Annotated in this window: 40 protein-coding genes; 6 read left to right on the top strand and 34 right to left on the bottom strand. The window is 59.1% G+C overall.

The genetic code is table 11. The features are described 5' to 3' along the window. Positions 1-15: 15 nt before the first annotated feature. The 15 genes from BSF40_RS26650 to BSF40_RS26585 all read right to left on the bottom strand — a co-directional run bounded on the left by BSF40_RS26650 (position 16) and on the right by BSF40_RS26585 (position 11,081). A complete protein-coding gene (locus BSF40_RS26650) occupies positions 16-486 on the bottom strand; it encodes a hypothetical protein (RefSeq protein ID WP_095967533.1) in 471 nt (156 codons plus the stop codon). Positions 487-564: 78 nt separating this feature from the next. Next, positions 565-1,725, bottom strand: coding sequence for a phage tail tube protein (locus BSF40_RS26645; RefSeq protein WP_095967532.1), 1,161 nt, complete (start codon positions 1,723-1,725; stop codon positions 565-567). Between the two features lie 70 nt (positions 1,726-1,795). Continuing rightward, positions 1,796-2,188: a phage tail terminator-like protein gene (locus tag BSF40_RS26640; protein ID WP_095967531.1), complete on the bottom strand. Its 393-nt coding sequence runs from the start codon at positions 2,186-2,188 to the stop codon at positions 1,796-1,798. Next, positions 2,185-2,760 (bottom strand): hypothetical protein, encoded by a 576-nt coding sequence (locus BSF40_RS26635; RefSeq protein WP_095967530.1) that lies wholly within the window; start codon positions 2,758-2,760, stop codon positions 2,185-2,187. The genes BSF40_RS26640 and BSF40_RS26635 overlap by 4 nt, the downstream gene beginning before the upstream one ends. Beyond that, a complete protein-coding gene (locus BSF40_RS26630) occupies positions 2,761-3,117 on the bottom strand; it encodes a hypothetical protein (protein WP_095967529.1) in 357 nt (118 codons plus the stop codon). Between the two features lie 3 nt (positions 3,118-3,120). After that, on the bottom strand, positions 3,121-3,510 hold the full coding sequence (locus tag BSF40_RS26625; RefSeq protein WP_095967528.1) for a protein singed: 390 nt from the start codon (positions 3,508-3,510) through the stop codon (positions 3,121-3,123). A 39-nt stretch (positions 3,511-3,549) separates the two neighbouring features. Then, on the bottom strand, positions 3,550-4,056 hold the full coding sequence (locus BSF40_RS26620) for a hypothetical protein (RefSeq protein WP_095967527.1): 507 nt from the start codon (positions 4,054-4,056) through the stop codon (positions 3,550-3,552). Between the two features lie 48 nt (positions 4,057-4,104). Then, entirely contained in the window at positions 4,105-5,073 is a 969-nt protein-coding gene (locus BSF40_RS26615; RefSeq protein ID WP_095967526.1) for a major capsid protein, read from the bottom strand. Positions 5,074-5,083: 10 nt separating this feature from the next. Then, positions 5,084-5,794, bottom strand: a complete 711-nt coding sequence (locus tag BSF40_RS26610) for a hypothetical protein (RefSeq protein WP_095967525.1) — start codon at positions 5,792-5,794, stop codon at positions 5,084-5,086. A gap of 174 nt (positions 5,795-5,968) precedes the next feature. Further along, entirely contained in the window at positions 5,969-6,127 is a 159-nt protein-coding gene (locus BSF40_RS32805) for a hypothetical protein (RefSeq protein WP_172435756.1), read from the bottom strand. A 185-nt stretch (positions 6,128-6,312) separates the two neighbouring features. After that, positions 6,313-6,567: a hypothetical protein gene (locus BSF40_RS26605; protein ID WP_095967524.1), complete on the bottom strand. Its 255-nt coding sequence runs from the start codon at positions 6,565-6,567 to the stop codon at positions 6,313-6,315. Between the two features lie 34 nt (positions 6,568-6,601). Next, positions 6,602-7,645, bottom strand: a complete 1,044-nt coding sequence (locus tag BSF40_RS26600; protein ID WP_095967523.1) for a phage minor head protein — start codon at positions 7,643-7,645, stop codon at positions 6,602-6,604. Beyond that, positions 7,642-9,057: a DUF4055 domain-containing protein gene (locus BSF40_RS26595; RefSeq protein WP_256589604.1), complete on the bottom strand. Its 1,416-nt coding sequence runs from the start codon at positions 9,055-9,057 to the stop codon at positions 7,642-7,644. The genes BSF40_RS26600 and BSF40_RS26595 overlap by 4 nt, the downstream gene beginning before the upstream one ends. Before the next feature lie 8 nt (positions 9,058-9,065). After that, on the bottom strand, positions 9,066-10,553 hold the full coding sequence (locus BSF40_RS26590) for a terminase (protein ID WP_095967522.1): 1,488 nt from the start codon (positions 10,551-10,553) through the stop codon (positions 9,066-9,068). A gap of 3 nt (positions 10,554-10,556) precedes the next feature. Then, complete coding sequence (locus tag BSF40_RS26585) at positions 10,557-11,081, bottom strand: hypothetical protein (protein ID WP_095967521.1); 525 nt, start codon at positions 11,079-11,081, stop codon at positions 10,557-10,559. 76 nt (positions 11,082-11,157) lie between these two features. Here BSF40_RS26585 and BSF40_RS26580 point away from each other — a divergent pair, with 76 nt between their 5' ends. Next, entirely contained in the window at positions 11,158-11,367 is a 210-nt protein-coding gene (locus BSF40_RS26580) for a hypothetical protein (RefSeq protein WP_095967520.1), read from the top strand. 31 nt (positions 11,368-11,398) lie between these two features. On the opposite strand, the gene BSF40_RS26575 is transcribed toward BSF40_RS26580, so the two are convergent. The 19 genes from BSF40_RS26575 to BSF40_RS26485 form a co-directional block, all read right to left on the bottom strand. After that, the gene (locus tag BSF40_RS26575) at positions 11,399-11,653 is read right to left on the bottom strand and encodes a hypothetical protein (RefSeq protein WP_095967519.1); all 255 of its coding nucleotides are present in this window, start codon (positions 11,651-11,653) and stop codon (positions 11,399-11,401) included. After that, the gene (locus BSF40_RS26570) at positions 11,650-11,838 is read right to left on the bottom strand and encodes a hypothetical protein (RefSeq protein ID WP_095967518.1); all 189 of its coding nucleotides are present in this window, start codon (positions 11,836-11,838) and stop codon (positions 11,650-11,652) included. The genes BSF40_RS26575 and BSF40_RS26570 overlap by 4 nt, the downstream gene beginning before the upstream one ends. Next, positions 11,835-12,026: a hypothetical protein gene (locus BSF40_RS26565; RefSeq protein WP_095967517.1), complete on the bottom strand. Its 192-nt coding sequence runs from the start codon at positions 12,024-12,026 to the stop codon at positions 11,835-11,837. The genes BSF40_RS26570 and BSF40_RS26565 overlap by 4 nt, the downstream gene beginning before the upstream one ends. Further along, positions 12,026-12,256, bottom strand: a complete 231-nt coding sequence (locus BSF40_RS26560; RefSeq protein ID WP_095967516.1) for a hypothetical protein — start codon at positions 12,254-12,256, stop codon at positions 12,026-12,028. Before BSF40_RS26560 ends, BSF40_RS26565 begins: the two co-directional genes overlap by 1 nt. A 63-nt stretch (positions 12,257-12,319) precedes the next feature. After that, positions 12,320-12,514 (bottom strand): hypothetical protein, encoded by a 195-nt coding sequence (locus BSF40_RS26555; RefSeq protein ID WP_095967588.1) that lies wholly within the window; start codon positions 12,512-12,514, stop codon positions 12,320-12,322. Positions 12,515-12,524: 10 nt separating this feature from the next. Then, positions 12,525-12,929: a hypothetical protein gene (locus BSF40_RS26550; protein ID WP_095967515.1), complete on the bottom strand. Its 405-nt coding sequence runs from the start codon at positions 12,927-12,929 to the stop codon at positions 12,525-12,527. Positions 12,930-13,368: 439 nt separating this feature from the next. Further along, entirely contained in the window at positions 13,369-13,710 is a 342-nt protein-coding gene (locus BSF40_RS32350; protein WP_141249805.1) for a hypothetical protein, read from the bottom strand. Continuing rightward, positions 13,707-14,387: a hypothetical protein gene (locus tag BSF40_RS26545; RefSeq protein ID WP_095967514.1), complete on the bottom strand. Its 681-nt coding sequence runs from the start codon at positions 14,385-14,387 to the stop codon at positions 13,707-13,709. The genes BSF40_RS32350 and BSF40_RS26545 overlap by 4 nt, the downstream gene beginning before the upstream one ends. Further along, positions 14,384-14,995, bottom strand: coding sequence for a recombination protein NinG (locus BSF40_RS26540; protein ID WP_095967513.1), 612 nt, complete (start codon positions 14,993-14,995; stop codon positions 14,384-14,386). The genes BSF40_RS26545 and BSF40_RS26540 overlap by 4 nt, the downstream gene beginning before the upstream one ends. Further along, the gene (locus BSF40_RS26535; protein WP_095967512.1) at positions 14,986-15,264 is read right to left on the bottom strand and encodes a hypothetical protein; all 279 of its coding nucleotides are present in this window, start codon (positions 15,262-15,264) and stop codon (positions 14,986-14,988) included. Before BSF40_RS26535 ends, BSF40_RS26540 begins: the two co-directional genes overlap by 10 nt. After that, complete coding sequence (locus tag BSF40_RS26530) at positions 15,261-15,731, bottom strand: hypothetical protein (protein ID WP_095967511.1); 471 nt, start codon at positions 15,729-15,731, stop codon at positions 15,261-15,263. Before BSF40_RS26530 ends, BSF40_RS26535 begins: the two co-directional genes overlap by 4 nt. Next, positions 15,721-16,029: a hypothetical protein gene (locus BSF40_RS26525; RefSeq protein ID WP_095967510.1), complete on the bottom strand. Its 309-nt coding sequence runs from the start codon at positions 16,027-16,029 to the stop codon at positions 15,721-15,723. The genes BSF40_RS26530 and BSF40_RS26525 overlap by 11 nt, the downstream gene beginning before the upstream one ends. After that, positions 16,022-16,681 carry a replication protein P gene (locus tag BSF40_RS26520; protein ID WP_095967509.1) on the bottom strand — a complete coding sequence of 220 codons (660 nt, stop codon included), beginning with the start codon at positions 16,679-16,681 and terminating at the stop codon, positions 16,022-16,024. The genes BSF40_RS26525 and BSF40_RS26520 overlap by 8 nt, the downstream gene beginning before the upstream one ends. After that, entirely contained in the window at positions 16,681-17,460 is a 780-nt protein-coding gene (locus tag BSF40_RS26515; protein WP_095967508.1) for a DUF1376 domain-containing protein, read from the bottom strand. Before BSF40_RS26515 ends, BSF40_RS26520 begins: the two co-directional genes overlap by 1 nt. Next, on the bottom strand, positions 17,457-18,218 hold the full coding sequence (locus BSF40_RS26510) for a phage antirepressor KilAC domain-containing protein (protein ID WP_095967507.1): 762 nt from the start codon (positions 18,216-18,218) through the stop codon (positions 17,457-17,459). The genes BSF40_RS26515 and BSF40_RS26510 overlap by 4 nt, the downstream gene beginning before the upstream one ends. A 347-nt stretch (positions 18,219-18,565) precedes the next feature. Then, positions 18,566-18,772, bottom strand: a complete 207-nt coding sequence (locus BSF40_RS26500; protein ID WP_095967505.1) for a hypothetical protein — start codon at positions 18,770-18,772, stop codon at positions 18,566-18,568. Positions 18,773-18,831: 59 nt separating this feature from the next. Next, a complete protein-coding gene (locus tag BSF40_RS26495; protein WP_095967504.1) occupies positions 18,832-19,011 on the bottom strand; it encodes a hypothetical protein in 180 nt (59 codons plus the stop codon). An 18-nt stretch (positions 19,012-19,029) separates the two neighbouring features. Further along, complete coding sequence (locus tag BSF40_RS26490; protein WP_095967503.1) at positions 19,030-19,218, bottom strand: hypothetical protein; 189 nt, start codon at positions 19,216-19,218, stop codon at positions 19,030-19,032. Between the two features lie 29 nt (positions 19,219-19,247). Continuing rightward, positions 19,248-19,496, bottom strand: a complete 249-nt coding sequence (locus tag BSF40_RS26485) for a Cro/CI family transcriptional regulator (protein WP_095967502.1) — start codon at positions 19,494-19,496, stop codon at positions 19,248-19,250. Positions 19,497-19,591: 95 nt separating this feature from the next. Between BSF40_RS26485 and BSF40_RS26480 the strand changes: the two genes are divergently transcribed. The 5 genes from BSF40_RS26480 to BSF40_RS26460 all read left to right on the top strand — a co-directional run bounded on the left by BSF40_RS26480 (position 19,592) and on the right by BSF40_RS26460 (position 22,411). Beyond that, positions 19,592-20,446, top strand: a complete 855-nt coding sequence (locus BSF40_RS26480; protein ID WP_095967501.1) for a S24 family peptidase — start codon at positions 19,592-19,594, stop codon at positions 20,444-20,446. A 78-nt stretch (positions 20,447-20,524) separates the two neighbouring features. Further along, positions 20,525-21,076 carry a DUF4410 domain-containing protein gene (locus tag BSF40_RS26475; protein ID WP_095967500.1) on the top strand — a complete coding sequence of 184 codons (552 nt, stop codon included), beginning with the start codon at positions 20,525-20,527 and terminating at the stop codon, positions 21,074-21,076. A gap of 31 nt (positions 21,077-21,107) precedes the next feature. After that, positions 21,108-21,341 (top strand): hypothetical protein, encoded by a 234-nt coding sequence (locus tag BSF40_RS26470; RefSeq protein WP_095967587.1) that lies wholly within the window; start codon positions 21,108-21,110, stop codon positions 21,339-21,341. 7 nt (positions 21,342-21,348) lie between these two features. Further along, positions 21,349-21,576: a hypothetical protein gene (locus tag BSF40_RS26465; RefSeq protein ID WP_095967499.1), complete on the top strand. Its 228-nt coding sequence runs from the start codon at positions 21,349-21,351 to the stop codon at positions 21,574-21,576. A 43-nt stretch (positions 21,577-21,619) separates the two neighbouring features. After that, positions 21,620-22,411: a hypothetical protein gene (locus BSF40_RS26460; protein WP_095967498.1), complete on the top strand. Its 792-nt coding sequence runs from the start codon at positions 21,620-21,622 to the stop codon at positions 22,409-22,411. The last annotated feature ends 143 nt before the right edge of the window (positions 22,412-22,554 follow it).

Raw genomic sequence — 22,554 nt, 5'->3', positions numbered from 1 at the left:
CAAGCCGCTGGTAAATCAGCCGGCGCTTTTCCGTCTCGCCGCCCCACTCTTTTTCCCACTCGAAGCGGGCAACGACTTTCCCACGGTCTCAGCCAAGGCCTTTTGCGCCTCCACGGCCGATGTCGACGCCTCACGCAGGACGAACAGGAAAAATTCGAGGTTAGCATCGAGCATCTGTTCGGCAGCTCCGGCGCTGTACGCCAGCGGGTTACCGTCCGCATCCAGCACGCCGGCCCAGTCCTTGACGATGAACTGGCTCAGCAGTCGGCACTGGGTCTGGTGTTCGGTCGTCTCGCCGTCGATCACGCCCACGACGCCTACGCCGAACTGGGCGTCAGCATTGCGCAGCTTGCGGCGTTCGCGCTCAAGGGCGACCGCGTATTCCGGGTTATCAATTCGTGCCAGCAGCACCTTGGTGTCGTCGTCATACGCGACCCACTTGGTTTCCGAGGTGTTTTGGTCTTTCTTGGTCAGTCGCAAAGCCATGGTAAATCCTCACGCCACGCCGAAAAGGACGGCCCCGGCTGGCGTTGGTGCCGGGGCAGTCAAAGGGGTGAATCGGTGTTACGAAACGGTGATGGTCGACGTGCTGAGCTTCGTGCCGTCGTACTTGCTGGTCGCGGTGATGGTCGCCGAGCCGGATGCCACGCCAGTGACCAGGCCGGTCGAGCTTACGGTCGCCTTGCTCGGGGCGCTGCTGGTCCAGTTGACGCCTTGCGGAGCGCCGGCCGGTGCCACGGTCGCGGTCAGCTGCTGAGTGCCAGCCACGGCGATGGTTGCAGTGCCTGGAGCCACGGTGACGCTGGTCGGTGCCACGTATGGTGCGCGGGTGATGGTCGGCGCCTGCTTGGCGACGGTGTAGTTCAACGTCACCTCGATCAGGTCGCGTTTACCGCCGCTCGGCAGCTCGCCGTCGACTTCCACCGCCGGGAAACTGAAGGTGTATTTGTTGCCAACGCTGTCGGTGATCGGGAACTCCACCGCAACCGTTTTCCGGGTGAAGGTGTTTTTCCAGATGCCCCAGGCCGTCGCCGACCACGCCAGCGTGATGGTGCCGGTGATGGCCGCCTCGGTGGCGATCTGCGCACCCGGTCCCATCTTGTCGGTGCCGATGCAGCGCTGAGCCTGCAGGCCGTTGTCGAGGCTGATGGTCATGGCCGAGACGCAGGCCTGACCTTCCAGTGATGCGCCATCAACCAGAAGCGTGCCCACGTTGCCATTCGACAGAAACGGGGTTGTGGTCGGGGCCGCCGGCGAGACCACGATCGGCGTGTCGCTGTCGGTGTAGTCCAGGCAGGCGGTGCCGAAGGTGACGGTGATCTTGCCGTCGCTCGGGATGTCCAGGGCGAACGTCGGGATGTGCACGCCCTTGAACAGGGAGTAAACGCCCACGTCCATGTAGTTTTTGGCGATGCTGAAAGTGTGGCGCACGTCGCCCACGGTCAGCACGTTGCTGGTCCATGCGCCGTAGAAAGCGGCTTCCAGCAGCTTGTCGAAGCTGCCATAGGACAGTTCGGCCGTCAGGTCGCCGCCGATATCGGTGCTGGTCACGACCGAACCCTGGCTGATACGCGAGTCGGTGATCTCGTCGCTGGTCGCCGTGTTGACGGTCGGAGTCATGGCATTGCCTGTCAGCCGTAGCGTGTCCCAGGTGCCGGAGCCGGGAGTAACGCCGGGCGTCACCTCGGGGATGATGTAACTTGTGACTTTGGCGCCGCTCGACATAGTGAGTCTCCAGATTGCGGACATGAAAAAGCCCGCGCTTGGCGGGCTGGAGTTGGTGCGTTGCGCTGGATCAGCCGGCGCGGAAGCGGATATTCACGTTGACCTGATAGAAGCCCTCGAACTCGCCGGCCGCGATCTGGCTCGCCTCCAGACATTCGAGGTCGCCCGATTGCCAGTAGGCAAAGTGCGCTTCGAGCTGATCCGACAGGACGTTGAGCGCCTTGGTGCCGGTGCCGATCCTGGCGAAGCATTGGATGCTGACCTGCCCAGGCTTTCGGGTGTACGGCTTGTCAGCCATGCCAGCCATGAAGGCCGTTGCGTGCTGGATATTCAAGCGGCACCAGAGGCCGGTAGCCGGTGGCGTGAAGGTCTCCGTGTTCGGGTAGTCGATGCTGTCCTGCGGCAGGCCGGCAAAGGCGACCATGCGCGCCGTGATCAGCTTGCGGATGTCTTCATAGGTCATCGGTAGGCCTCTGATACGCCGATCCAGGCCAGGTCGTAGACGCCGCCCGGGGCCTGGGTCGAATGCCCGAGCTCGAGCATTTCGCCGTAGGGGCTGTTCGTCTGGATGTAGATCACGGGGTAATTCCCTGACGCCTTGATCATCATCGCGCCTTTGTTGATAGTGTCGCGGCCGGACGGGTCGATGCTTTCGACGACCGTGAAGTCAGGCGAGCCCACCGATACGATGTGACTGCCGCGGAACGTCCCGCCGACGTAGCCCTTCCCAGCGGCCTTGGCATCGACAAAGAAGTTCTCCTTCCGCTCACGCTGGGTCAGCTTCTTGAACTGCTTCTTGCCGGTGTTGGTCGCGTTGCGGGCGTCGACGTTGGCGTCGTAGGCATCGGCCAGGGCCGTGTTCTGCGCTCGCAGCTCGGTGTTCGCCTTCCACAAATCCGGGTTACCCACGGGCGATCGGTTGACGACTTCGGTCAACATGGCCATGGCGATCACGCGCACATGCTGCGTCACGTCCTCGTCGATCTGGTCGGCGAAGTCGCGCAGGCTATGGCTCCATCCGGCTTTGGCGTTCATTTACGTCTTCCTCAGCTGGATCTCGTAGGTAGCGCCGACCGGATCTTTCTGGACGTTTTTCACGTCGAACCCGTTGATCTTGTGGCCTACAGCGGGCGTTCCGGTCGTCTCGTTGGTCAGCGCGATCAGCAGCTGATCGGTCGCGAGAATGTTGATTCTGTCCACGGCCTCAGCCTTGAAGGCGTCCATCACGCCACGCCCGGTGTAGGCGATAACCACCGGGTCGGTGCTGGTTTCCTCGACCGGGTCCCAGGTGCCTGGCAGCGTAATGCCGCCACTAAACGGCACAACCGCGTCGGCCAGGTCAGTGTCGAACGCCTCGGTCAGATCGGCCTGGATCTCTTCGCGCATTCCCATGGGTCACCTGCACACGTCGAAGCCGAAGGACGACCGAAGCCAGGGGTTCAGCAGCGCCAGAGCGAACTGAATGCCCTCGGCCTGGGCCTTGGTAGAGCTGGAATCGAGGGTGCCGAACGTCTTCGAGGTAGTTACCGATCCTGCCTTGACGGTCTTGGCCTCCAACGATCCCGACGACTGCTGCTGATACAGGACGCCATCGGCGGCACACTTGGCCAGCTCGGCGCCAGCCTGCTTGACCTCAGCAGGGATTGCATCCATTTCGACGCCGGAGAGGTTCAGAGAGGTCAGATAGGCATTGGCCTGCATGACGGCACGATCTTTCTTATCTGGAGTCGTCCAGCTGGTGCCGAGGATGGTGTCCACGTCGGCCACGGTGATGTAGGTAGCCATCCGGCCTCCGGTTGAATGAGTGGGGCCGTGGCCCCGGTGTTACGGCTTGGCTTCAGGCTTGGCCTTGGCCGCTTTCTCGACGCGCTCGGCTTCGGCCTTCTTCAGTGCATCGACTTCAGCCTGCAGGGCGTTGCGCTCCTGGGCGATTTGATCGCGACTGCCGGCCAGCTCGGTAAAGCCGGTGTGGATCTTGGTCAGCGCGTCGAACAGGCGGATAGGCAGCTCGCCAGCGCCTGGGTGTTCCAGAGGGCTCACGCCTTCGAGGGATTCGATCAGGCCGCGCAGGCCGTCACGCTCTGCATTCAGGTTGTCGATAGCCTCTTTCAGGTCGATCTCTGCTTGCGACAGAGTTACCTCGATCGCCAGTGCCACCGGTGCCGGCAGCTCCTTCAGCTTCACCTTCGGCGGTTTCTCGCATTCACCGTCGCGGCTCTCGGTCACGCTGGCATCGACGATGCGCAGGCCATGCTTCTTGGCGATGGCCTTCACATCGTCTTCGTAGCGGTGAAACGGGCCTGGCAGATACCAGATGTTTTTATCGGTCATGTTTGATCCTCGGCCGCGCCAGGCTGCCCCGGCGCGGCATTCAGTGGGTTACTTGGAAGCGTCACCGATCAGAGCGACACCGGCAGTGTGCTTGATGCTGGCGGCGGTCTTGTCCCAGTTGGTACCGGTGGCCAGCTCCGCGTCGGTAGGCGATGCGCCGCCGTTGGTGGTATCCCAGGTGTAACCCTTCAGGCCCAGACCGAAGGAATAATCGGTTTGAATGGTGGTCTCGATTCGACCCTTGCCGTTGGTGGTTTCGACGTTCGACACCTGGTCGCGGCTGTCGTGAACCAGGGCTGCGCCCGGAACCAGAGACAGGATGATCTCTTTGTTCGGGGTGCCGGCCTGCATCAGCGACGGGGCGTCGGTTACGACGGTCACTTTGCCGAGAATGTCGACGACGCGGACGTTGCCGGCGACGAACAGGTTGGTCGAGTTTGCAATCGCCTGACCTACCAGTTTGTGCCAGGTGGTGCCCTGCATGACCTGAGCAACCAGGTTCTGCGAGGCATCGCCGAACTTGGCGTGAGCGTTGTTCAGGGCAGCCTGAGTGATACCGGCGGTGGCCGATACGTCGTTGGTGACACCAGCTTGGGCGGTGATTGCAGCAACCAGAGCGGCGATTGCGGTGTTCAGCTGGTCCTTCAGCAGAACCTCGGCGAAGGCGCGGGATGCGACCTCGATGCCCTGAACGGTTGGGCGCTGCAGCCAGGTCATCTGAGCCGGCTCGTAGCGCAATGGGCCGAAGCCACCGGCAACCTTGACGGACGAGTTTTTCAGCTCGGTCAGATCGGTTGGGGATACGGCGCCGTTGGCTGCGTAACGGTCAACACGACGCTGGGCAGCGCCCAAGTTCTGGAAGAACGATTCCTGCAGGAAATCGCCAGTGAAGCCTTCTGCGGAAATCACAATCGCGCCATTGCTGGCAGCGTTGAACGCCGCGGTCATCTGGTCCAGAGTTTCCAGAGTGGCCGGCATGATGAAATCGTTAAACACCTGCATTTGAGCGAGAGACATAGGTCAATCCTTACTTGAGTGGGAGGTCTGCGAAGCGACTTGCGAGCGCTTTGGTGCGCTCTTCCTTGGTGCCGCCGATGTTGCCTTGTGCGGCCCCGCCGCCTTTACCTGCACCGCCGGCCCCGCCGCCAGATGCTTTGCTGCCAGCGATCAGCGGGCCGAAGGCCGGATCGTTGGTGAATTCTGCTTTCAGCTCGTCCAGCGTTGCCGCCGAGAGCTTGCCGGAGGCGTCCAGCACGACGACGGTGGGTTTGCCGTCGCGCTGCTCGACGCTCAGTCGGCGTTCGATATGGGGGAGCAATGCCTTGGCGCTGCCTGGGATGGCCAGAGTGGTGGCGATATCGGTAGCGGTGCGACCTACGGTCAGATCCCGGATCTGGCCGCCGAGACTGCCGCGCTCTTGTTCGAGCAAGCCGTTCAGCTCAGCCTCGCGGCGGGCGTACTTCTCGGACCAGGATCGCTCCAGCTCCTCGACGTTGCCGGACTTGCGGGCCAGCTCTTCACGCTCCAAGCGTGCAGCCTCTTCTGCTTCGCGAGCCTTCTTCTCGGCGGCCTTTTTCTCGCCGAGCAGTTCGTCGACCTTGGCCTTGAGGCCGGTCACGTCTTCAGGCTGCGGCAAGCCTTCGATGTTCAGGACGTACTTGCCGCCCTTCTCGACGTACATGGCTTGAGTGGCTTCATCGACGCCTTCGAGGGTGTCCAGTTGGAATTTCAAGGTCATTGCTGTCTCCCAGAGACGAATTGCGGACCCGGCCCGCAGATATGAAAAGGCCCCGTCATTGACGAGGCCCGTGTAAATCGTTGGCATAAAAAACCCCGGCGGCTGCCAGGGATTTATTCAAAGCAAGGAGGACCGCGTGGAGGACGGGCCCTTTGGGTGTTCAATATTGTCGTGTCAGTCGTCCTGATCTATCTGATCAAGAAAATCAACGTCATCATCTTCTTCGTCAACAATTGCCTGAGCGTCTTCTTCAACCCATGACTCGTCATCATGGAATTCATGATCGAGCAGGTGGTCGTGCTCGGGCTCTGGAATATCTCGTTCTTCGCTCATGACTTACCGAAACAAAACAGTGAAAGAACGGACTGTATATGCAGATCAGTTCCCTCCGTCAACGATCACGAAACAAAGACGCGCTCACAGAACGGCTTGGCGTTGACTCCCAGAGACTTGGTGCAGACCCTGCCTGCGGATATAAAAAAGCCCCGCACTTGGCGAGGCGTGGTGATTTGTAGCTACTACACATCAATCCGCTGACCACTGATAACTTCGCCCAGGCTGAGCCCGGAGCGCTGTCGCGTGGCATTCAGGCCGCGCGACTGATCAGCGGTCACCATGGCATCTGCCACGGAATCGGCGGCGGCTCCGCTGGGGAACTCGCCGACCAACACGGAACTGGCCCCGGACGGACCAGGATCACTTACCTCATCTTCGGTGTAGCGAGTGACGATGTAGCGAGTTACCGGGCGAACGCGGTATTCGATGATCTTCATAAATCCTCCGGCCTGCGCACAGGCTGAGCTTGGGTTATAGGCCGGCACGCTCGAATGCCGCCGGCTCCAGGTCTTTCAGCTGCTGCAACGTGAGCGTCTTGCCGTTGTCGTCCACGAACTTATCCAGGGTTAACTCGCCCTTCGTGAAAAGCTCGTAACGATTCGGCCCCAGCACGTCGCGCTGAAACGATGCAGGCTGGCGGGACAGCCATTCCTGATAGGTGGTCTTGCTCGACACCAGTTCAGCCCCGTCCGGCCCGACAGCAGGGCGCGTGGAGCCTTTGATCTCGCGGGCGTATTCCGGCTTGATGCGCGGAACGAAGCTTGTCCGGCAGCTCCAGTGAAACGGCGGCTTCGGCGCGTCGAAAGGGAACCACTTCTGATCAATGCTGCGGCAGTACGGCGTCGTGTGACCGTCCAGAGTGGCTATTGCTGTCCACCCTTCGAGGATGTCGTCGTTCACCTTCAGCACTTCCATGCGCGCCGTCGACGAGACGTGGTTGGTCATGGTGCGCACCAATGCCGACGCCTGATCCTGCTGCATCTGGTGCACGCTTGAGAGTCGCCCGCTGATCTGCTGACTGGTCTCGCCCAAGGCAGAGCCGATCTGGATCTCGCCGATGATCTCGGCGGCCTTCTTGGTCCCGAACTGGTCAAGCGCGCCGCTGATGCTGATCCGTTGCAGCCCCTTGCGCGCCTCCAGCTCCAGCGGGTCGGCCAGCGCAGCCGCGGCGACCATTTCAGGCGCCGGGACATTGAACTGGACAACCGCCTTGACCGCCTTTCCGAGCATGGTCGCGTTGAATTCAGCCTCATAGGCGCCGAAGTCGGTCAGATCCATTACGACCTGGCCCTTCATGTCGCCGTAGATGGCCGCCAGATCGCCTGACAGCGCGTCAATCTGCGAGGCGTACCGCTTGGTGCCGTAGGCGCTCAATCCGGCCGCTACGCGCTCCTTGGCGGTACTGATCGCCCTGCTGATGAACTTGGCTGCCCGTTTCAGGTTGCCGCCGGCATAGCGCTGGACGTAGATCTGGTGACGGGTTGCCGCATCGACCAGGAAGCCTTGAGCACTCATACAACGCTACCGACCACCGGAGGGGCCGCCTCAATGTCGCTGTCGATGTCGTCGTCGGAGCGATCTGCCTCGATCGTGCCCGACTGGCGTAGGTTGGTGCGAAGGTCTTTCTTGGCGATGATGCCCTGCTGCCACAACTGGACCTGAGCCAGGATGTCTTGAGCGGTCATCACCTCGTCGAAGAACGCCTGATTGAGCCAGAACACGGTGTCCGTCTCATTCGGCTCGCCGATCATGAAGCGCTCAGCGTCCAGGATGGCCCGGCGCAACGCCTCGGAGACGTTGCCGGCCACGGTGCCAAGGATTGAATTGTCCGAGCTGTAACGGATGCGCGCCGCCTCTGCCGTCTCGTTGCCGCCGCCCTTCTGGACGATGCGAGCACCGATCATCACCATCTGTTCTTGCTTGTCGCGCATCAGCTCAAGCGAAAGCTGCGTTTCCTTAGCCTGTACCAGCGTGGCACTGCCGGACTTGCCGAGGTTGTAACCGCGGCGACTGCCGATGCGCATTCCGTTCGGGTTGAGCTTTACGAACTCATCCGGGGAAATGTCCGTGGTCAGGAACAGCGTCGGCTGGCTGCTGATGAACCCCGACTCTTCCACCGTGGCCGAGTTGCCATAGTGCAGGATGTTCACGTCGGCCAGGTCTTCGAGCGGAGACTTATCGATCTCGGCGTCGTTGCTCTCGGAGCCGAAGAAGCTGAACGGGATGTGATCGAATGGCTTGCCGTCCTTGTCGGTCGGCATGCTGTCGGCTGGATTTGGGTCGCCTTCCTTGTACACGCGCTGGATGTATTGCCCGTCGATCAGCAGCAGAACGCGATTCTGCTTGTATTCCTCGCGGGACAGCTGAGCGGCGTCGAACACCGAAACGCATTCCTGCAGGTTGACGTAGACCAGGTGCTTCACGCCGTCGATGACCTGCTCGTCCCAGTCGATGATCGACTCGGCGTCGTAGAAGTGGATCAGGGCTTTCTGCTTGGCCGCATCCGCCATGGATGAAACGCCGCTGGCCGCCTCGACCTTCGGGTAATCGACCAGGAAGCCGCCGCGCCCGGTGTCCAGGCACTCGCCGACAGCCTTCTTCGACAGCTGCTCAAGGCTGGTACCGTCGCCGCTGGCGTTCTCTTGCAGATATTCGACTTCGGTCGGCAGCTTCAGTTCGGCAGTCTTGCGGAACACGGCACCCAGCAGGCCGGCCCGGGTACGCCCGGTGATATTCAGGAACATCGCCCGCTTCTTGAGTTGTTCGTACCGAGCCAGGTTCTCCGGCGACTTGTCCGTAGGGTCAGGCATCGGCAGGTAGATGTTGTGCTTGCGCACCTCGCGCGCGCCCTTGACGCATCGCTTCACCAGGTGCCAGCCAGGCAAGGCGTCGGCATATTCCCGCCGGGTATCGCTGTAATTCGCCATGGATGGCCTCAGAAGGTGAATGTGACGGGGATATCGGTCATGGTCTTGCGCTTGGTCTGGGAGACCGCGAAGTAACGCCAGGCGTCAGCGCCGTGAGACGTGCCGTCGTGCAATGGCTTGTCTTTCCAGCACCCGCGTTTGTCGTCCCACTCCTTGCGATAGCCCTCAAGATGGGTGATGCCTTCGTCGCACTTTTCCTCATCGAACGCGCAACGCGGAAGGATCTCGCGGGCCGCCTCGATGCCGTCATCGACACCAATCTTTGGCACGACCGTGAATGTCAGGCTGTAACGCTGGCCGTCGATCTCGTAGCCTTCCTGGGCAATTTCCTTGCGCGTCTTGGCATCACTACCGAACTCGCGGTTTTCGATGTCGTGCGGCCCCCAGTGCTCGGAATAGGTGTAACCCTTGTCCTTGAGCACCTTCATGTAGTGCCGCAGGCCTTCGCCGCTGTTCTCGTAGTAGTCGATGACGTGGTATTCGGTGCCGACCTGACGCACGAACCAGATGGCCGTTGAGTCGCCGACACCGATGTCCCAGATCGTCATGACCGGCAGGTGCGAGTTGTTCGGCAGCTTGCCGATTCGCCCTGCCGCGTAAAGCTTGGTGAACTGCTGGGCGTAGTAGGCACCCTCTACCGATTGCTGGAAGGCTTCGACAGGGATCGACGGATACTCGCGCTTCATGTCATCGCCGAGGGTCTTCTCCTTGGCGGTGTACCAGGCGCGCTGCCCTGGGTTCGTCTGGATGCCGTGCTTGGCCTCCAGGTCGTTGAAATAGTCAGTCAGGCGCTGCGGGATAACCGCCGTCGCCGGGTCCAGCCAGTACAGCGGGTTACGCCACCAGCTGAAAAAGAAAAATTTCCAGTCCAGCAGCCCCAGCGGCGTGCCGGACAGTTGCTGCTTCTCGGCGCTCTGCGAGTAGTCGAAGAAGTAACCGGCCCGACCCTCTGCCGTCGATTCGATGGTGACAAAGCAATCTGCCGCCACCGCCTCGAAGGCACCAGTGACGATCTCCCGCGCCTTGTGCGGATACTTGGCGCAGATCTTCCCGAACTCGGAAACGTGCAGATAGCGCAGCGTGCCGCCCCGGAAGGACGTACTGACGTAGAGCGAGCCACCTTTGCTGAACACCAACTCTCCGGCAGCGTCGTTGCGTGCCGGGTTGGCCGCCCTGATCTCTTTCGGTAGGTTGTCGTAGGCGTACTTGACCTTCTCCCGGAACAGCCGCTTGGCGTCGTTCAGCGTGTGAGCAATCAGTGCGCACTTCGCCGCTTCGAACAGCGCCGCATCCAGCTGGACGATGCAGACCAGAGTCGTAAAACCAAGCTGCCTCGCCTTGAGGATAATGTTTCGGGTGTGCATGCCCTGGAAGTAGTCGATCTGCTCCTGCGTCATGCGGAAGCGGACTTTCTTACCGTTCTTGTCGGTGATCCAGTAGAGATTGTTCAGCCGCCAGAATCGATCCCGGAGCAGCGCTTTGTGCTCGGGCTTCATCGGTCACGCTTCCTTCGATAGCTCGTCCATCAGCTCGGACAGGTCGTTGACAGTCTTACTGCCTTCGTCGGTGTCGAGGTTGTAGGCCTGGCGCTCGCCCTTGATGAGCTTGAGCTGGGCATCGACGCCAGCATTCAGCGCGCGGGAGAAGTCGCCCAGGTTCTCGTCGACCACATCCATATCATCCAGTGCAGTGCAGAGCTTTTCGGCAATGGTTCGCCACTTGGCCAGCCCGGTACGGTGCGACAGCACGACAGAGGCCGCGGCATCGGATGCTTCCTCGATGATGTCGTCATCGGTACGCACTGCGTCCTGCGTACCGTCCGTGCGTACCTCGGCGCGTACCAGCTTATCCTTGGTGGCCTGCTGGACCTTTACAGTCAGGTCGCGTGCCCACCCTTCCTTCTTGGCCCGCTTGCGGATCGCGCCATCAGTCAGGGAGTGTTGGTCCGCGATTGCTCGCACCGAAAGCGACCCGGCCCGGTAGGCTCGTTCGATCGCCTCCCAGTCGGGTTGCTTTGTTGTCATATGATTTCTCTGATACTTGAAATAGTGGCGGGTTGCCGGTATTGGTAGGGTTCAACTCAGCAGCAAGGAAAGCAACATGTCCGAAAACTTTAAAAACCTGCTCAAAGATACTGGCATCAGCCAAGGCTCTGCGACGGCTCGTCGCGAAGCTGCTGTTACGGCCGCTCTGACTTTGATCCATGCGAAAGCAGCCAGCCCTGATTCGATCAACCTGGAGTACGAACTTGGCAACTTGTCGGGTTACGCCGACAAGATTCAGGCCGCACTGAAAGCTAACGACAAGTGATCCATCCGTGCCGCACTCACCTGCGGCACACCTACCCTTCCCCGCCATCCAGCAGCACATCAATCAACTTCTGCTCACCCAGGCGCATGGCACCCAAGCATTGCAGGTCGTCGCACTTAGGCCCCAAGCCGAATACCGTAACCTCGCCTTTCGGCCCGATGATGGTCAACGCGCCCACAGTGCATTCCGGATGCACACCTGCATCGAGGTCATCCGCAATCTTGCGCAGGGTCTTGGCAGCGTCGCGCCAGCCCTCACGCTTGAAATCAATCAGCTTGGCCGTCATGCCGTCACCTGCTGTAGCCACTCTTCAATGATCCGGCGCACTACTGGCTCGGTCAGAACCGATGATGGCTTCTCGCCGGCGACTACAGAGCGAACAAGCTCACAGGGCAGCACATGGACGCCGTCATCAGCCGTTACTGTCAGGTGTGGGCGCTGCTCGGCGATGTCGTGGATGTCTGCGGTCATGCCTTCACCATCAAGTGGGTTTGCGCATGGGTGTGCCCGTGCAGCTCTGCGACGATCAGGCCCTGCGGCAGGCCGGCAGCCTTGGCAGCGTCGATGGCCTTGGCGATCGCGCTATCCAGCTCGGTCAGTGCCTTGTTGATGTCGTTGCTCAACGGTAGTGCGTGATGAAGACGCGTTACGTTGCTCATCAGCTGAACGGGTCGGCAGGTTTGGCGATCGAGCGAACGAACCACATGAAGCCTTGTTGCAGATTGGTCTTGGCCAGGGCGAGCAGTCGAGGGTCGACGCCTTCAATCTGGCCGATCTGCTTGAACAGCTCGCCGGCATCAGCTTCGGGCGCCTTGATCGAATTCATGCCGTCGATTTCCGATTGAGTCAGGTCGCGGTAACCGGTGATTTTCTTGTGCTGATTGTCCATGGAGATTCCTCGTCGCTGGTCGCGACACAATTTTCTGACTCGCGAAACGTGTCGCGAATTCGTTTACTTGCTCAGCTTCTTCTGGACGATCACTCGAGCGATCATCACCAGAAGGCCCAGCGCACCATAGGCAATCGGTGGCAGCACGGCTTGCAGCGATGGCATCAGTTGCTCAGCGATACCCAGCACAGCAACTGCGCCGCCCGCCTGAACGCTGGTCATGCTCAGCGCTTGTTTCCAGTTTTCGATCAGCTGCATGGTCATCCCCTTACGGATTCTGTTGTTGGTTGGCACCGGTTACCGCTTTGCGCAGTTCGGCAAGATCACTGGCTATCTCGGTCAGGTCTTTATCGCGGCGCTTCTCGGCCCACTTGAACCAGGCGCGAACCAATACCCACGCAGGCAGGCCGCACACGAAGATGATTCCGCCCAGGGCGATCACCCCGACGTCGTCATTCGCCCAGGAGCCAAGGCCCAGCCACCGGACGACGAAGGCGCCGCCGCAGATGCTGGACACCGACGTGCTGATCATTGCGACGACGAACTCGCGCACCGTCTTGGGCAATGTCATCGCCATAACGACGACAGCAGCCAAGACAGCCACGAAGCCGAAGGCTCCCAGCTTGTACAGTGCGATCCCGCCTGCAGCGGTAAGTGGTCCTGGCTCGGACATAAGATGGGATCTCATGGCGCCTCGGCATCTCGGCGTAGTAATAGGTCCGGCACTCCCCGCCTCCTTCGTCCGCTCGGAGCAAAGACGATGGCGTGGGTGCCAGATACGAAAAAGCCCCTGCGAATGCAGAGGCCCTGAATAGGGGTGCTCGTCTTTCCGAGCTGTCGGCCAAAGACCATCACAGCGTCGATGCCCCTTCTGCATCGATCTCGCTGATCCAGTCTCGCGCCACTCCACAAGCGTGTGATGGCAGAGTGCGCGGGCTGCCGGTGTTGATTCCGTACGTCGCACTATCCGGCTATCGACGTCCAGGCCACCCCGAAGGCTGCCCTGGCTACAGGTAAATTCGAGGCAATAAAAAACCCGGCGCGGTGGCCGGGTTTCGGTATTGGTCGTGCCAGACAAGCGACACGGTTTTACGGGTTGAACATCCTCGGCGTTACCGAGGTGCTCGAATGGTCAAAGCAGGCAGGTTGTTGACGTAGAAGGCCGTTGATGCGTTTGCGAGGAAATTTACCAACGTTTTCTTAATGAGTGTCTTCATACGCCCTTCTCCTTCTTGTCCAGGTTGTTGTGATGCGTTTGGTGTATCGATGCGAGCCTGCAGGAACCAAAAAAACAATACTACTGCCAGCCCTCCAAACATCAACAACCCGCCTGCTCCGAAGCCGCAGCTTCCTGCCCGGGCCGCCACTCCTCGATACGCGCAGAAATGACAGGATGGGTGAATAATGCGACATAGCGACATGACATTGCAAGCCCTTTTGAGGGACTGTTTCATGCCGCCTCGCTTTCGAGAACTCCGACCGCTTCAAGCATGTGTTGCGCCTCGACCAGAGCCTCGTTTACAAGCGACTCCAAACCCTCCTTGATGGCCTTGTTCCAGCGCTGGTAGGTGCGCTCTGTCAGCCCTTGGGAATCCCAGTTCGTCATGTCGTAGTTCGAATTGGCCAGGACGATCATCTCCCCGGGCTTATTCTCTGCTACGGCGCGCGCATGCTTGTTGGCCCGAGCAACGTCAGCGTCCGCCGCCGCGTTGCGCCAATCCCACTGTCCCTTTTCCTTGTTCTCGCGGTGCTCCGGCGCTTTGATCTGGGTCACCGCTCGCTGAATGCCCTTCACCTGCTGCGGTACCGCCCACACCAAGACGGCCTGCTGCGTGAAGCGCTGCGGTGCCGGGGTCTTCACCACGGCGACCAGACGGCCGATCGAATCGATCTTGCGGCCACGGTGCGTGCTGTATTTCGCCACAAGGGCGTTCCAGTGCCGCGGGGCGAGCTGGGCATGCAGGAGCTTGTGCACCATGCAGTCAGCCAGCAGCGCCGCGTCCTTACCAGTGATCTCCCCCTTCAGCTTGCTGGTCTGTACGCGAGGCTCGACGCCGCACCCGCCGGCGCTGTTGATGGTTTCCGCAGCCAGAGCCCGGACGACCGCCGAAATGACGTTGTGGTAGTTCATGCTGCAGCCCTCTTCAGTTCGCGGGTCTTGGCTCTGTATTCGGCCTTGATGCTTTTGATTTCGTCGACGGTGTGCTTGCGGGGCTGATGAGGCCCTTCGAGCCAGGCCACCTTGTCGGCGCCGATGCGCAGCACCAACCGGATGCGGTACTCCACAGCGTTGCCGGAAAGGTTGCGGTTGCACTTCACGCACTGGCGATGGATGTTCAGCGGCTCGAAGCGCAGTTCAGGGCAGGCGCCAACCGAGCGGTAGTGCCCGGCATCCCAGCGGCTGCCCGTGATCAGGTCGTGATCGCTGGGCATCGAGTCGCAACTGATGCACGGCAGGTGCGCGTCACGCAGGCGGACGTACTCGTTCACCGCGGCCTGCGCCTCGCGCAGGTGATCCGCCCTGCTCTTCAGCCTCTCCTTGCGGACTTTGATCTCCTTGCGCTCGATCTGCGCAATCGCCTTGCGCGCCTTCTCCTGATTCACGTCCTTGATGGCCAGTCCGCAGGTGTAGCTACACACCGCTTGGCCAAGCCGTTGAGGGACGAATGAGGCACCACAGGATGGGTTGTCGCAGGTCTTAGGCTTGGGTGCTTTCCTCTCCTTGAGGGTTACGCGCATGGTTCGGCCTCCTTGGCTTTCTGCTGCTCTGGAGCGAAGTCGCCGCGCAGAGGCATCAGCTGCTCAGGTTTGAAAAACCCGTAGCCGTCCACCCCATCGCGCCCGACGATCCATCCGTCATGCGGTGCTACCCACAACTTTCCGTCTGGCTCTTGAGCCTTCTGCCCCTTGAGCCGAAAAATCACTAGATCGACCTGAGACATTGAGGAAATCCCGTACCGCGAAACCAACGTCAACGCTGGGTCACCCGCCTTGAAATGATGGTTCATGCAGCCACCTCACCCAGCAGATCCGCGAACACCACACCGCGCGCCGTGAAGTCAGCAACGATGCGATCGGTGTAGGCGATGCCCTGGGTACGAGAGAGCAATCGAGTTACGGGGAATCCATCCGGCCCGAACAGCGGGCAGGCCCCCATCAGGTCGAGCTTCTGTTCGTAGCTCAGGTGACGCATGGTCCGATACCAGGAGTTGCGGAAGTCATCGTCCTCGTTCAGCAGGATCTGAACGCCGAAGTGCAACTTGCAGTAGCGGCGAGCGTCCTCCACGTCGCCGATCTGCGTTATCGCAGCGATGCGCTGGTAAAGGGAAAACCACAGTGCGTTCTGGTCGAGCGTGCGGTCCTTCCCCGGGCGCAGCGACACGACGACGAACTTCTTGTCGCGGTACATGGTGGTCAGGCTGGTGATGGCCTCAGACAGCTTGGCCTGGCTGTTGACGGAGATTTTATCGGTCATTGACGCCCCCTTTTCCCAACGCCGCATGCAAATCGGCCAAGGCGTGCAGCCGAACCAGCGCCATACGCCCATGCTCGAACCGGTCAGCCACCGGCGGCCGATGATTCGCTTCGGTCCAGTCCAGCACCTCTGAGGCAGCGTTGCGCAGCGCCTCGTTCTCGGCGACCAGCCCGGCAATCGTTTCAATCGAGCAGACTTCGAACAGAGCGTCGACCGCCTTCTGGAACTCACGCGGGCCATCGCAGTTTTCTGCACGGCAGGCGCTGAGCAACCGTTTCAGTTCGGTGTAATCACCCATGTGCATGCCCTCCCCGCTTCTTGCGCAGATCCGCCAGCGCCTTGTTGCCGACCGCCGCAGTCACGCGACCGTCTACGCGCTCAGGCAGTGCGAGGGGGATGTTCCGCAGGCGCTCACCAGCCAGCATCATGCGGATGGTGATGTCGTAGTTACGGTCGAACAGCTTGCGACTGACCTCGGCCTTCATCGTGTTCAGCGCGTGGAAGCCGCACTGGCTGGCAGCGTGGTACACGGCCTGGTGCGACCACTCCCGACCACCAGCCATGCTCGGGTGAGCATTGGCGACGGATTCGGCGTAAGCGGCTTCGTGGGATGGAATACCGAGCGCTTCAGGGGTCGGCTGGCACATCTGGATGAACTTCCCTACCGATGGCGCGAAGTCACTACCCAGCTTGCGGCAGTTCTGCAGACCGAAGCGGATCTGCTCAATCCGCTTGATGCCCTCGGCCATGAACGCCTTCACCCAAGTGCGCTTGGCAGTCATCAGCGCCTCATCGGTTGGCCAGGCCTGCCGCCACGCCGGGAAGATCGCCTGTAACTCCTTGAACAGCGAGTTCACGACGTCGGCGGTACCAGTGTCGATCTTGAGCGGAGCAACCTCCACCGCAGGCAGGTTACCCAGCGTCTGCATGAGATGATTCGGGGTTTTCATCACAACACCCCCAAGTCATCGGCCCAGCTCTTGTCGTCGAAGTCTGGGCCGTTGGCCTGACGACGCGGTGTGAACTGGTGGACGTTGCTCGCAGGCGGCGCCGGCTCGCGTACTTCGTCTTCCCAGCGCTTACCGTTGAGCCAGGTCGATGGGTGCGGGATGAACTGGCCGTTGTCCTTGGTCCAAGCAGTCGACACGACTTGCTTGGCAAGGCCCTCGGCGATCAGGGCGAACAGGCCGTCAGTGATCTTGAGCTTCTTCCAAGCCTTCTGCGCAGCTGCCTTTCCGACTTTGTTTGGATAGAGCTTCCAGAACGTGGCGAACAGGTCCTCCCCTTCAGGGGGTAGGGGGTGTTCTTTTCTATTCTTATCTGTATCTATATGGTTGGCATTCCGTTGCAACGGATCTTCAACGGTCGTTGAACGGTCGTTGAGTTCCTGTTGTTTTTTGAGTGCTTTTGCCTTCGCTGAGGCCTTTCCGGCATTCGATGCGGTAACCACCTTGCTGTTAACCGCCTCCAAATCAGCCTCAACACGGAACTGAACCCAGTGGGTTTCGGTGACATGGAAGAACTCGTTCAACGTTTCGGCAACGGAAGGCCAACGCTCGTTGGGAATCCGTGCGACCGTGGCGAGTCGATCAATACGCAAAGGCTTGCCTGTCTGCCAGTAACTGAACAGCAGGAGCATGTAGGCGCCATGCTCCTCCGCAGTCAGATGTGTGGTGTCGGCCAAGTAATCGGCGACGTAGAACTGCATGTAAGGGAGCGCGGCCATCATGCGACCTCCTGGAGTTTGTACTGAGCCCACAAGCCGGCAACCCAGTTGACGCCCTTGGGGGTGAATTTGGACTGGTTGAACGAGTGGCCGCTTTCACTGGTACCGGCTCGCACTTCGAAGCGCCCTGCGTCGATGTGAGACTGATAGGCCTGCCATTCGCCGCCCATGCGGTACATGATTTTCTTGTCGAGCAGGAACTCACGGAACCGTGACTCGTTGGCCTTGAGTAGCTTGGCGGTCTGGCGGAAGCCTTTGAGGCCGGTGGAGTCGACGTAGCTATCGACGAAGGCAATCTTTGGCGCAGCTTCAATCAGGGCCTGACTGGCAGCCTGCTGCAGCTCGAACTGCTCAGCCCACGCCCGAGCGGCAGCGGCTGGATTGGAAAAGTCTGGAAGCGTGCCAATGACGCGCGGGCCTTCCAGTTCCTTCAGCCTTTGCAGCACGGATCGGCGAACGGCCTTCGACTCGCGCATACCAACAAGCATGCATTGATCAAGGGTCAGGTCGTAGCTGGCCATGTCCACGCGGCTCTGGGGGTGTGCAATTGTTTTGCACTCCCCCAGCTCATCACCGAGCTCGTCTTGCACGCGGATAATGAACTGGTCGTTCCTGACTTTGGGCTCGCCAGCCTGGCTGCGCGCCTTGTTGACCATGTCGCGAAGTTCAATGCTGGAAATGGTGCGCGACACGTTTTGCGATTGCAGGAAATGTGTCGCGTGATTGGCGGGGGTGTTGCCGGTGTTTGTGGATGTGTGCATAATCGCCTCACTTAGTTGCATCGAATCAGCCGGGGCGCAATCCCGGCTTTTTTGTGTCTGTGATTTGGCGATCCCTGAACAGGGACCATTTCTTTCGAGTCCCTAATAAGGGACAAGTCGGTCATCCCACAGGGCCAAACGGGACTACGTTATCGCTGGTTCTTGAGCGGCGCTGCGCGAGGTACTGCGTGGCCATCCGGACAATTTGCGAGGACAGGTCGTCGGTACTGATGCCAGCCTCTTCGGCCCACTTCTCGAGATCCTCGAAGTCGTTCTTTCTGAACCGGCCTATCTCCACTTCGTTTCGCTGCTCCGTTGCTATAGGCATCGATCCCCCTATGACCTGATCAGGCCCTGAGTTTTTTTTCGTTAATCAGCGAGAGCAGCCCCTGCTCTTTCTTGAGCTCCAGGGCCGCCCGAATGATTTCGCGAGCCAGGACGCTGTGCTGAAGCTTCAGCTCGTGCGCGACCTCCTTCAGCTCAAGAAAGTCTTCGTCATCCAGTCGCACCTTGACCTGGTGTTCATTGCGGTGAGCTTTGTCGTCATAGGCCATCAGGTGTTCCCCTGCGTTGGGACTGGATGAAGACTTGTCAGTTACGTTTCAGGGCCTACTCAGGCCTTGCGATAAAACGGTGCTACGGTTCCCCGCGGATTGCGGGGCTTGGTTCGGTTGGCCAGTTCTCGACGCAGCAACTCGGCGGCCAGTTCTTCAGGGGTGACTCCCCTTTTCTCTGCTTCCCGCTCAAGTTGCGCCATCCGCCCCTGGTCCAAGCCGACCTGTTCGATAGGCATGGGACCTCCTTCGGGCCTTCAGGCCACGTTGTGTTCGCTTGTATCCTCGGCAGACAAGGCGGCCAGCTGGGCCTCCAGCAGTTCACGGCACAACACGGCGCGTTGCGTGCGATGAAATTTCGCCAGTGCCTGGATCAGATCGAAGGTGTCCTCATCGACCCGGACCTTGATCTCGCGGTCATGTAGGTGCTTGGGATTGGCGTACATGCGGTCTTGCTCCTTGCGATAGGAATTGGTTAAGCGGCTGAAAGGCTATGGGTGGGAGCAGAACTGATCTGCCCCCACGGAAAAGATGGGCAGAGGTCGGCCTTTTTGATCTGGCCTTCGGTCAATACCTCGATTTGCAGGGCGCGCTTTGCTGGTACAGAGCGCTCGCCCGAACACCACTGGTTGACGGTGGGTGCTGTAACCCGAAGCAGGCGAGCCAGTTCCGCCTGACTGCCCAGCAATCGGGATGCTTCTTTGGCTGCATCTGCTGATTTCATGAGTTCTCTCCTGGAGATTAAATGTGAATATAAGGCATTACCTTATCATAGACAAGCCATTGCCTAATCAATGCCGAAATAGGCCTAATTAGGCAATGCTTACCGGATCGGAATTAGGTGCCGCCATTGAGGCCGCACGGATCGCCAAGGGCGTATCAAAAAAGAAACTCGCAGACGACTTCCTGGTGAAGCCTCCGTCGGTACAGGGCTGGGTGAAAAACGGCCGCATCGATAAATCGAAACTGATGGATGTCATTAACTATTTTTCGGACGTCGTCGGACCGGAGCACTGGGGTTTGCGCCCCGGCTTCGCCTTAGGAAATCTGCCAGATGACCAGACTGAGAATGATGCGAACGATCCTGAAAAAGTCGTAGCGCCGATTACATCGGCCGCCGACATGGTTCGCCAAATGCTTGCTAAGCAGGGCAAAGGCCTGTCAGACGAAGCGCGGGACCGGCTTCTGGCTGCGGCCGAAGAGCCGAGCAATGTCATCACCGCTGACTTTTCTCGCCCCGGCCTGGTCGGTGACGAAATCAGAATTGCGCACTACGACATCCGCGGCGCTATGGGAGATGGGCAGAAAGCAGCCGACTTTCCCGAAATGCTCAAGGACATCCGCGTAAGTCAAAGACACCTTCGTGAGCTTGGTGTTGAGTACGAGGATTACAACTACCTCAAGCTTGTCACAGGCTGGGGTCAGTCGATGGAACCGACGATCAAGCATCGCGACCCTTTGATCGTAGATATCAGTATCAGAGACTTCGTCGGTGACGGCATCTACCTGTATTCGTGGGATGACCTGCTGTACATCAAGCGCATGCAGGTCGCTGACGCTGATTACTTTGAAATCATTTCAGATAACGCACGGCACACAACCAAGCGGATAAGGCGTGACGACACGCACATTCTGGCGCGCGTGCTGCTGGTGTGGAATGCTCATCTGGTGTAGCAGGCATCTAAGCCTGCACATTTAAAGCAGCAGTGACTCTTAGCTTTTACCTCAGCCTGTTTTTGGATATGGAAATCGATGAAAAGCATAAAATCCCTGCTCGCCCTGTCTTGTGTCATTTTTGTTTCTCTGCTTAGCGGCTGTGCAGCCTCCGTAAAAAGCGGAGGTACTGAAACACTAACGATTGAAGAGTCCGCCAAGCAAAACCTGGTAGTGAATATTCAGGGGAACGGCAAGGTCCGGCAGAATGAGGACTGGATTCGCCTTAGGCAAGAATGGAATGAAGCTCTGAAAAATGAAGCCACCCGCGCTGGCTACCGCCTGACTGAATCGCATGTGGCGACCCCTGCAGAGAAAGACAGTGTCGGCATCAAGATCAACATCAACGTCACCAACTTCCGATACCTGACGCCAGGTGCTCGCTATGCCGCCGGTGTGATGGTCGGAAACGCTTGGATCAACTCAAGTGCAGATTATTCAGATTTGAAGTCTGGCCGCCTGATAGGCACCCGCACCTATGACACATCTTCATCTGCTTGGGAGGGTGTGATGTCAGCCATGACACAAGAACAGGTAGAGGCTATCGCCCAAAAGATTATCAGCGACATAAAAAGCGCAAAGACCAACTGACTTGGCCACTCGAAATATGGTGGAGAATGGCGTGGGCCTCAACAAACCAGAGCAAGACCTGAAGCGCGACCTCCAGGGAATCGCCTCCGATCTGAAGTGGTCGGCAGTAGAGCTAAAGCGTATCGCTGAGCGGCTGACTCTCGCCGGCAATGAGATCGATGCCCAGGCGATTCATCACCTGATCACTGTTTTTAAAGCTGACGAAGCAAGACTTAATGCACGGGCGGCAGAGATCTCTGCCCAAGCTTCTGAGCCAACAGCCTGAGGTCAACATGGCCCTCACCAAACCCAATCAAGAACTGCGCCGCGACTTGAAAGAATCTGCCTTCAGCCTCGAAGAAGCCGCCCTTGACTTATTCAGGATGGCAAAGCAACGCGGGGATACCGAGCTTCTTGAGGCCATGGAGACGATCGAGAGGCTGCATGAGCAAGCTGATCGGCTGACTGCTTATGCTGAAGAGGTGAAGGTGGGAAGAATTGTGCGTGGGAAGGTTGAGTAACTACAAATGGCGCGTCAGGGATTCTTAATCAGTGGAGAGAAACATGGATGTAAAACCTGATCTCCTGCGATATGAGATCAAAAATCAGAAGCCAGTCTCCGCTGAGATCTATTCCGCCGGCCTGATGGCAATGGCTGATGAATACGAGCAGTTCATGGCGCTCTATCAGTCGAAAGCCGAGCGCGGAACATGCAAGCTGGCGGTTGGCTCTGTCCGTGACGGAAGTATTATTTCTGATCTCATGCCGATCGTTGCTGGCACGATTCCTTTGCTGGATGGGATCAAGGGGGTTTCAGATTTCGCTGCCTACCTAAAAGCACTAATCGACTGGATGATCTCCAGTGGAGTGAGACCAGCTGTTGCCGACGAGCAAAAAACACTGAAGAATATCTCCAGTATCGTGAAGCCAACGGTTCATGATAATGGAGCGCAAATGAACATTGGGACCATTTCAGGCGGAACCTTCAACATCAATATATCGCTCAATGAGTCCCAAGCGCGTGGCGTTTTGGGGTTTGCCAGGAGCAGGCTTGGTGAAATAAAAGAGGTTCTTCCTGGCCAACCATTTGAAGCTGTTCTTTTCTACTGGGATAGAGCCAGCAAAAAACTGAGTGGAAATTCCGGTGACAAAGGGCGAATCGACGATCTTGCGGATTATGCTGTTAGCGTCAGATTCGCAGATGAGAGCATCAAACAGAAAATGGCGCTAGATACAGAGTTCCTGTTCAAAAAAGCTTATCTTGTCGACGTCATCGTCCAAACAATTCATGGTGGTCGCGTTGCGCTATACACCATCAGTCGCTTGATCGACGTGATCGATGCGCCCGAAGAATAGAAATGTATCCTCTCCCCGATTTTATAGCCCGGCCTAGCGCCGGGCTTTTCGTATCTGCCTCGTCACACCTTCGTCACACTTACCCAGCACAATGCAGTCAGCCAAAGGGATTTGGCCCATCTACAGACAGCCCGGCCAATGTA

This window comes from Pseudomonas sp. ACN5, assembly GCF_002303975.1.
GTDB lineage: Bacteria > Pseudomonadota > Gammaproteobacteria > Pseudomonadales > Pseudomonadaceae > Aquipseudomonas > Aquipseudomonas laurylsulfatiphila.
Note: the sequence above shows the minus strand (reverse complement) of the source record. Positions and strands in the feature narration are given on the sequence as shown.

Coding starts and splice junctions, on each gene's coding strand:
- BSF40_RS26650 (WP_095967533.1), bottom strand. CDS start 486: ATGGCTTTGCGACTGACCAAGAAAGACCAAAACACCTCGGAAACCAAG.
- BSF40_RS26645 (WP_095967532.1), bottom strand. CDS start 1,725: ATGTCGAGCGGCGCCAAAGTCACAAGTTACATCATCCCCGAGGTGACG.
- BSF40_RS26640 (WP_095967531.1), bottom strand. CDS start 2,188: ATGACCTATGAAGACATCCGCAAGCTGATCACGGCGCGCATGGTCGCC.
- BSF40_RS26635 (WP_095967530.1), bottom strand. CDS start 2,760: ATGAACGCCAAAGCCGGATGGAGCCATAGCCTGCGCGACTTCGCCGAC.
- BSF40_RS26630 (WP_095967529.1), bottom strand. CDS start 3,117: ATGGGAATGCGCGAAGAGATCCAGGCCGATCTGACCGAGGCGTTCGAC.
- BSF40_RS26625 (WP_095967528.1), bottom strand. CDS start 3,510: ATGGCTACCTACATCACCGTGGCCGACGTGGACACCATCCTCGGCACC.
- BSF40_RS26620 (WP_095967527.1), bottom strand. CDS start 4,056: ATGACCGATAAAAACATCTGGTATCTGCCAGGCCCGTTTCACCGCTAC.
- BSF40_RS26615 (WP_095967526.1), bottom strand. CDS start 5,073: ATGTCTCTCGCTCAAATGCAGGTGTTTAACGATTTCATCATGCCGGCC.
- BSF40_RS26610 (WP_095967525.1), bottom strand. CDS start 5,794: ATGACCTTGAAATTCCAACTGGACACCCTCGAAGGCGTCGATGAAGCC.
- BSF40_RS32805 (WP_172435756.1), bottom strand. CDS start 6,127: ATGAGCGAAGAACGAGATATTCCAGAGCCCGAGCACGACCACCTGCTC.
- BSF40_RS26605 (WP_095967524.1), bottom strand. CDS start 6,567: ATGAAGATCATCGAATACCGCGTTCGCCCGGTAACTCGCTACATCGTC.
- BSF40_RS26600 (WP_095967523.1), bottom strand. CDS start 7,645: ATGAGTGCTCAAGGCTTCCTGGTCGATGCGGCAACCCGTCACCAGATC.
- BSF40_RS26595 (WP_256589604.1), bottom strand. CDS start 9,057: ATGGCGAATTACAGCGATACCCGGCGGGAATATGCCGACGCCTTGCCT.
- BSF40_RS26590 (WP_095967522.1), bottom strand. CDS start 10,553: ATGAAGCCCGAGCACAAAGCGCTGCTCCGGGATCGATTCTGGCGGCTG.
- BSF40_RS26585 (WP_095967521.1), bottom strand. CDS start 11,081: ATGACAACAAAGCAACCCGACTGGGAGGCGATCGAACGAGCCTACCGG.
- BSF40_RS26580 (WP_095967520.1), top strand. CDS start 11,158: ATGTCCGAAAACTTTAAAAACCTGCTCAAAGATACTGGCATCAGCCAA.
- BSF40_RS26575 (WP_095967519.1), bottom strand. CDS start 11,653: ATGACGGCCAAGCTGATTGATTTCAAGCGTGAGGGCTGGCGCGACGCT.
- BSF40_RS26570 (WP_095967518.1), bottom strand. CDS start 11,838: ATGACCGCAGACATCCACGACATCGCCGAGCAGCGCCCACACCTGACA.
- BSF40_RS26565 (WP_095967517.1), bottom strand. CDS start 12,026: ATGAGCAACGTAACGCGTCTTCATCACGCACTACCGTTGAGCAACGAC.
- BSF40_RS26560 (WP_095967516.1), bottom strand. CDS start 12,256: ATGGACAATCAGCACAAGAAAATCACCGGTTACCGCGACCTGACTCAA.
- BSF40_RS26555 (WP_095967588.1), bottom strand. CDS start 12,514: ATGCAGCTGATCGAAAACTGGAAACAAGCGCTGAGCATGACCAGCGTT.
- BSF40_RS26550 (WP_095967515.1), bottom strand. CDS start 12,929: ATGTCCGAGCCAGGACCACTTACCGCTGCAGGCGGGATCGCACTGTAC.
- BSF40_RS32350 (WP_141249805.1), bottom strand. CDS start 13,710: ATGAAACAGTCCCTCAAAAGGGCTTGCAATGTCATGTCGCTATGTCGC.
- BSF40_RS26545 (WP_095967514.1), bottom strand. CDS start 14,387: ATGAACTACCACAACGTCATTTCGGCGGTCGTCCGGGCTCTGGCTGCG.
- BSF40_RS26540 (WP_095967513.1), bottom strand. CDS start 14,995: ATGCGCGTAACCCTCAAGGAGAGGAAAGCACCCAAGCCTAAGACCTGC.
- BSF40_RS26535 (WP_095967512.1), bottom strand. CDS start 15,264: ATGAACCATCATTTCAAGGCGGGTGACCCAGCGTTGACGTTGGTTTCG.
- BSF40_RS26530 (WP_095967511.1), bottom strand. CDS start 15,731: ATGACCGATAAAATCTCCGTCAACAGCCAGGCCAAGCTGTCTGAGGCC.
- BSF40_RS26525 (WP_095967510.1), bottom strand. CDS start 16,029: ATGGGTGATTACACCGAACTGAAACGGTTGCTCAGCGCCTGCCGTGCA.
- BSF40_RS26520 (WP_095967509.1), bottom strand. CDS start 16,681: ATGAAAACCCCGAATCATCTCATGCAGACGCTGGGTAACCTGCCTGCG.
- BSF40_RS26515 (WP_095967508.1), bottom strand. CDS start 17,460: ATGATGGCCGCGCTCCCTTACATGCAGTTCTACGTCGCCGATTACTTG.
- BSF40_RS26510 (WP_095967507.1), bottom strand. CDS start 18,218: ATGCACACATCCACAAACACCGGCAACACCCCCGCCAATCACGCGACA.
- BSF40_RS26500 (WP_095967505.1), bottom strand. CDS start 18,772: ATGGCCTATGACGACAAAGCTCACCGCAATGAACACCAGGTCAAGGTG.
- BSF40_RS26495 (WP_095967504.1), bottom strand. CDS start 19,011: ATGCCTATCGAACAGGTCGGCTTGGACCAGGGGCGGATGGCGCAACTT.
- BSF40_RS26490 (WP_095967503.1), bottom strand. CDS start 19,218: ATGTACGCCAATCCCAAGCACCTACATGACCGCGAGATCAAGGTCCGG.
- BSF40_RS26485 (WP_095967502.1), bottom strand. CDS start 19,496: ATGAAATCAGCAGATGCAGCCAAAGAAGCATCCCGATTGCTGGGCAGT.
- BSF40_RS26480 (WP_095967501.1), top strand. CDS start 19,592: ATGCTTACCGGATCGGAATTAGGTGCCGCCATTGAGGCCGCACGGATC.
- BSF40_RS26475 (WP_095967500.1), top strand. CDS start 20,525: ATGAAAAGCATAAAATCCCTGCTCGCCCTGTCTTGTGTCATTTTTGTT.
- BSF40_RS26465 (WP_095967499.1), top strand. CDS start 21,349: ATGGCCCTCACCAAACCCAATCAAGAACTGCGCCGCGACTTGAAAGAA.
- BSF40_RS26460 (WP_095967498.1), top strand. CDS start 21,620: ATGGATGTAAAACCTGATCTCCTGCGATATGAGATCAAAAATCAGAAG.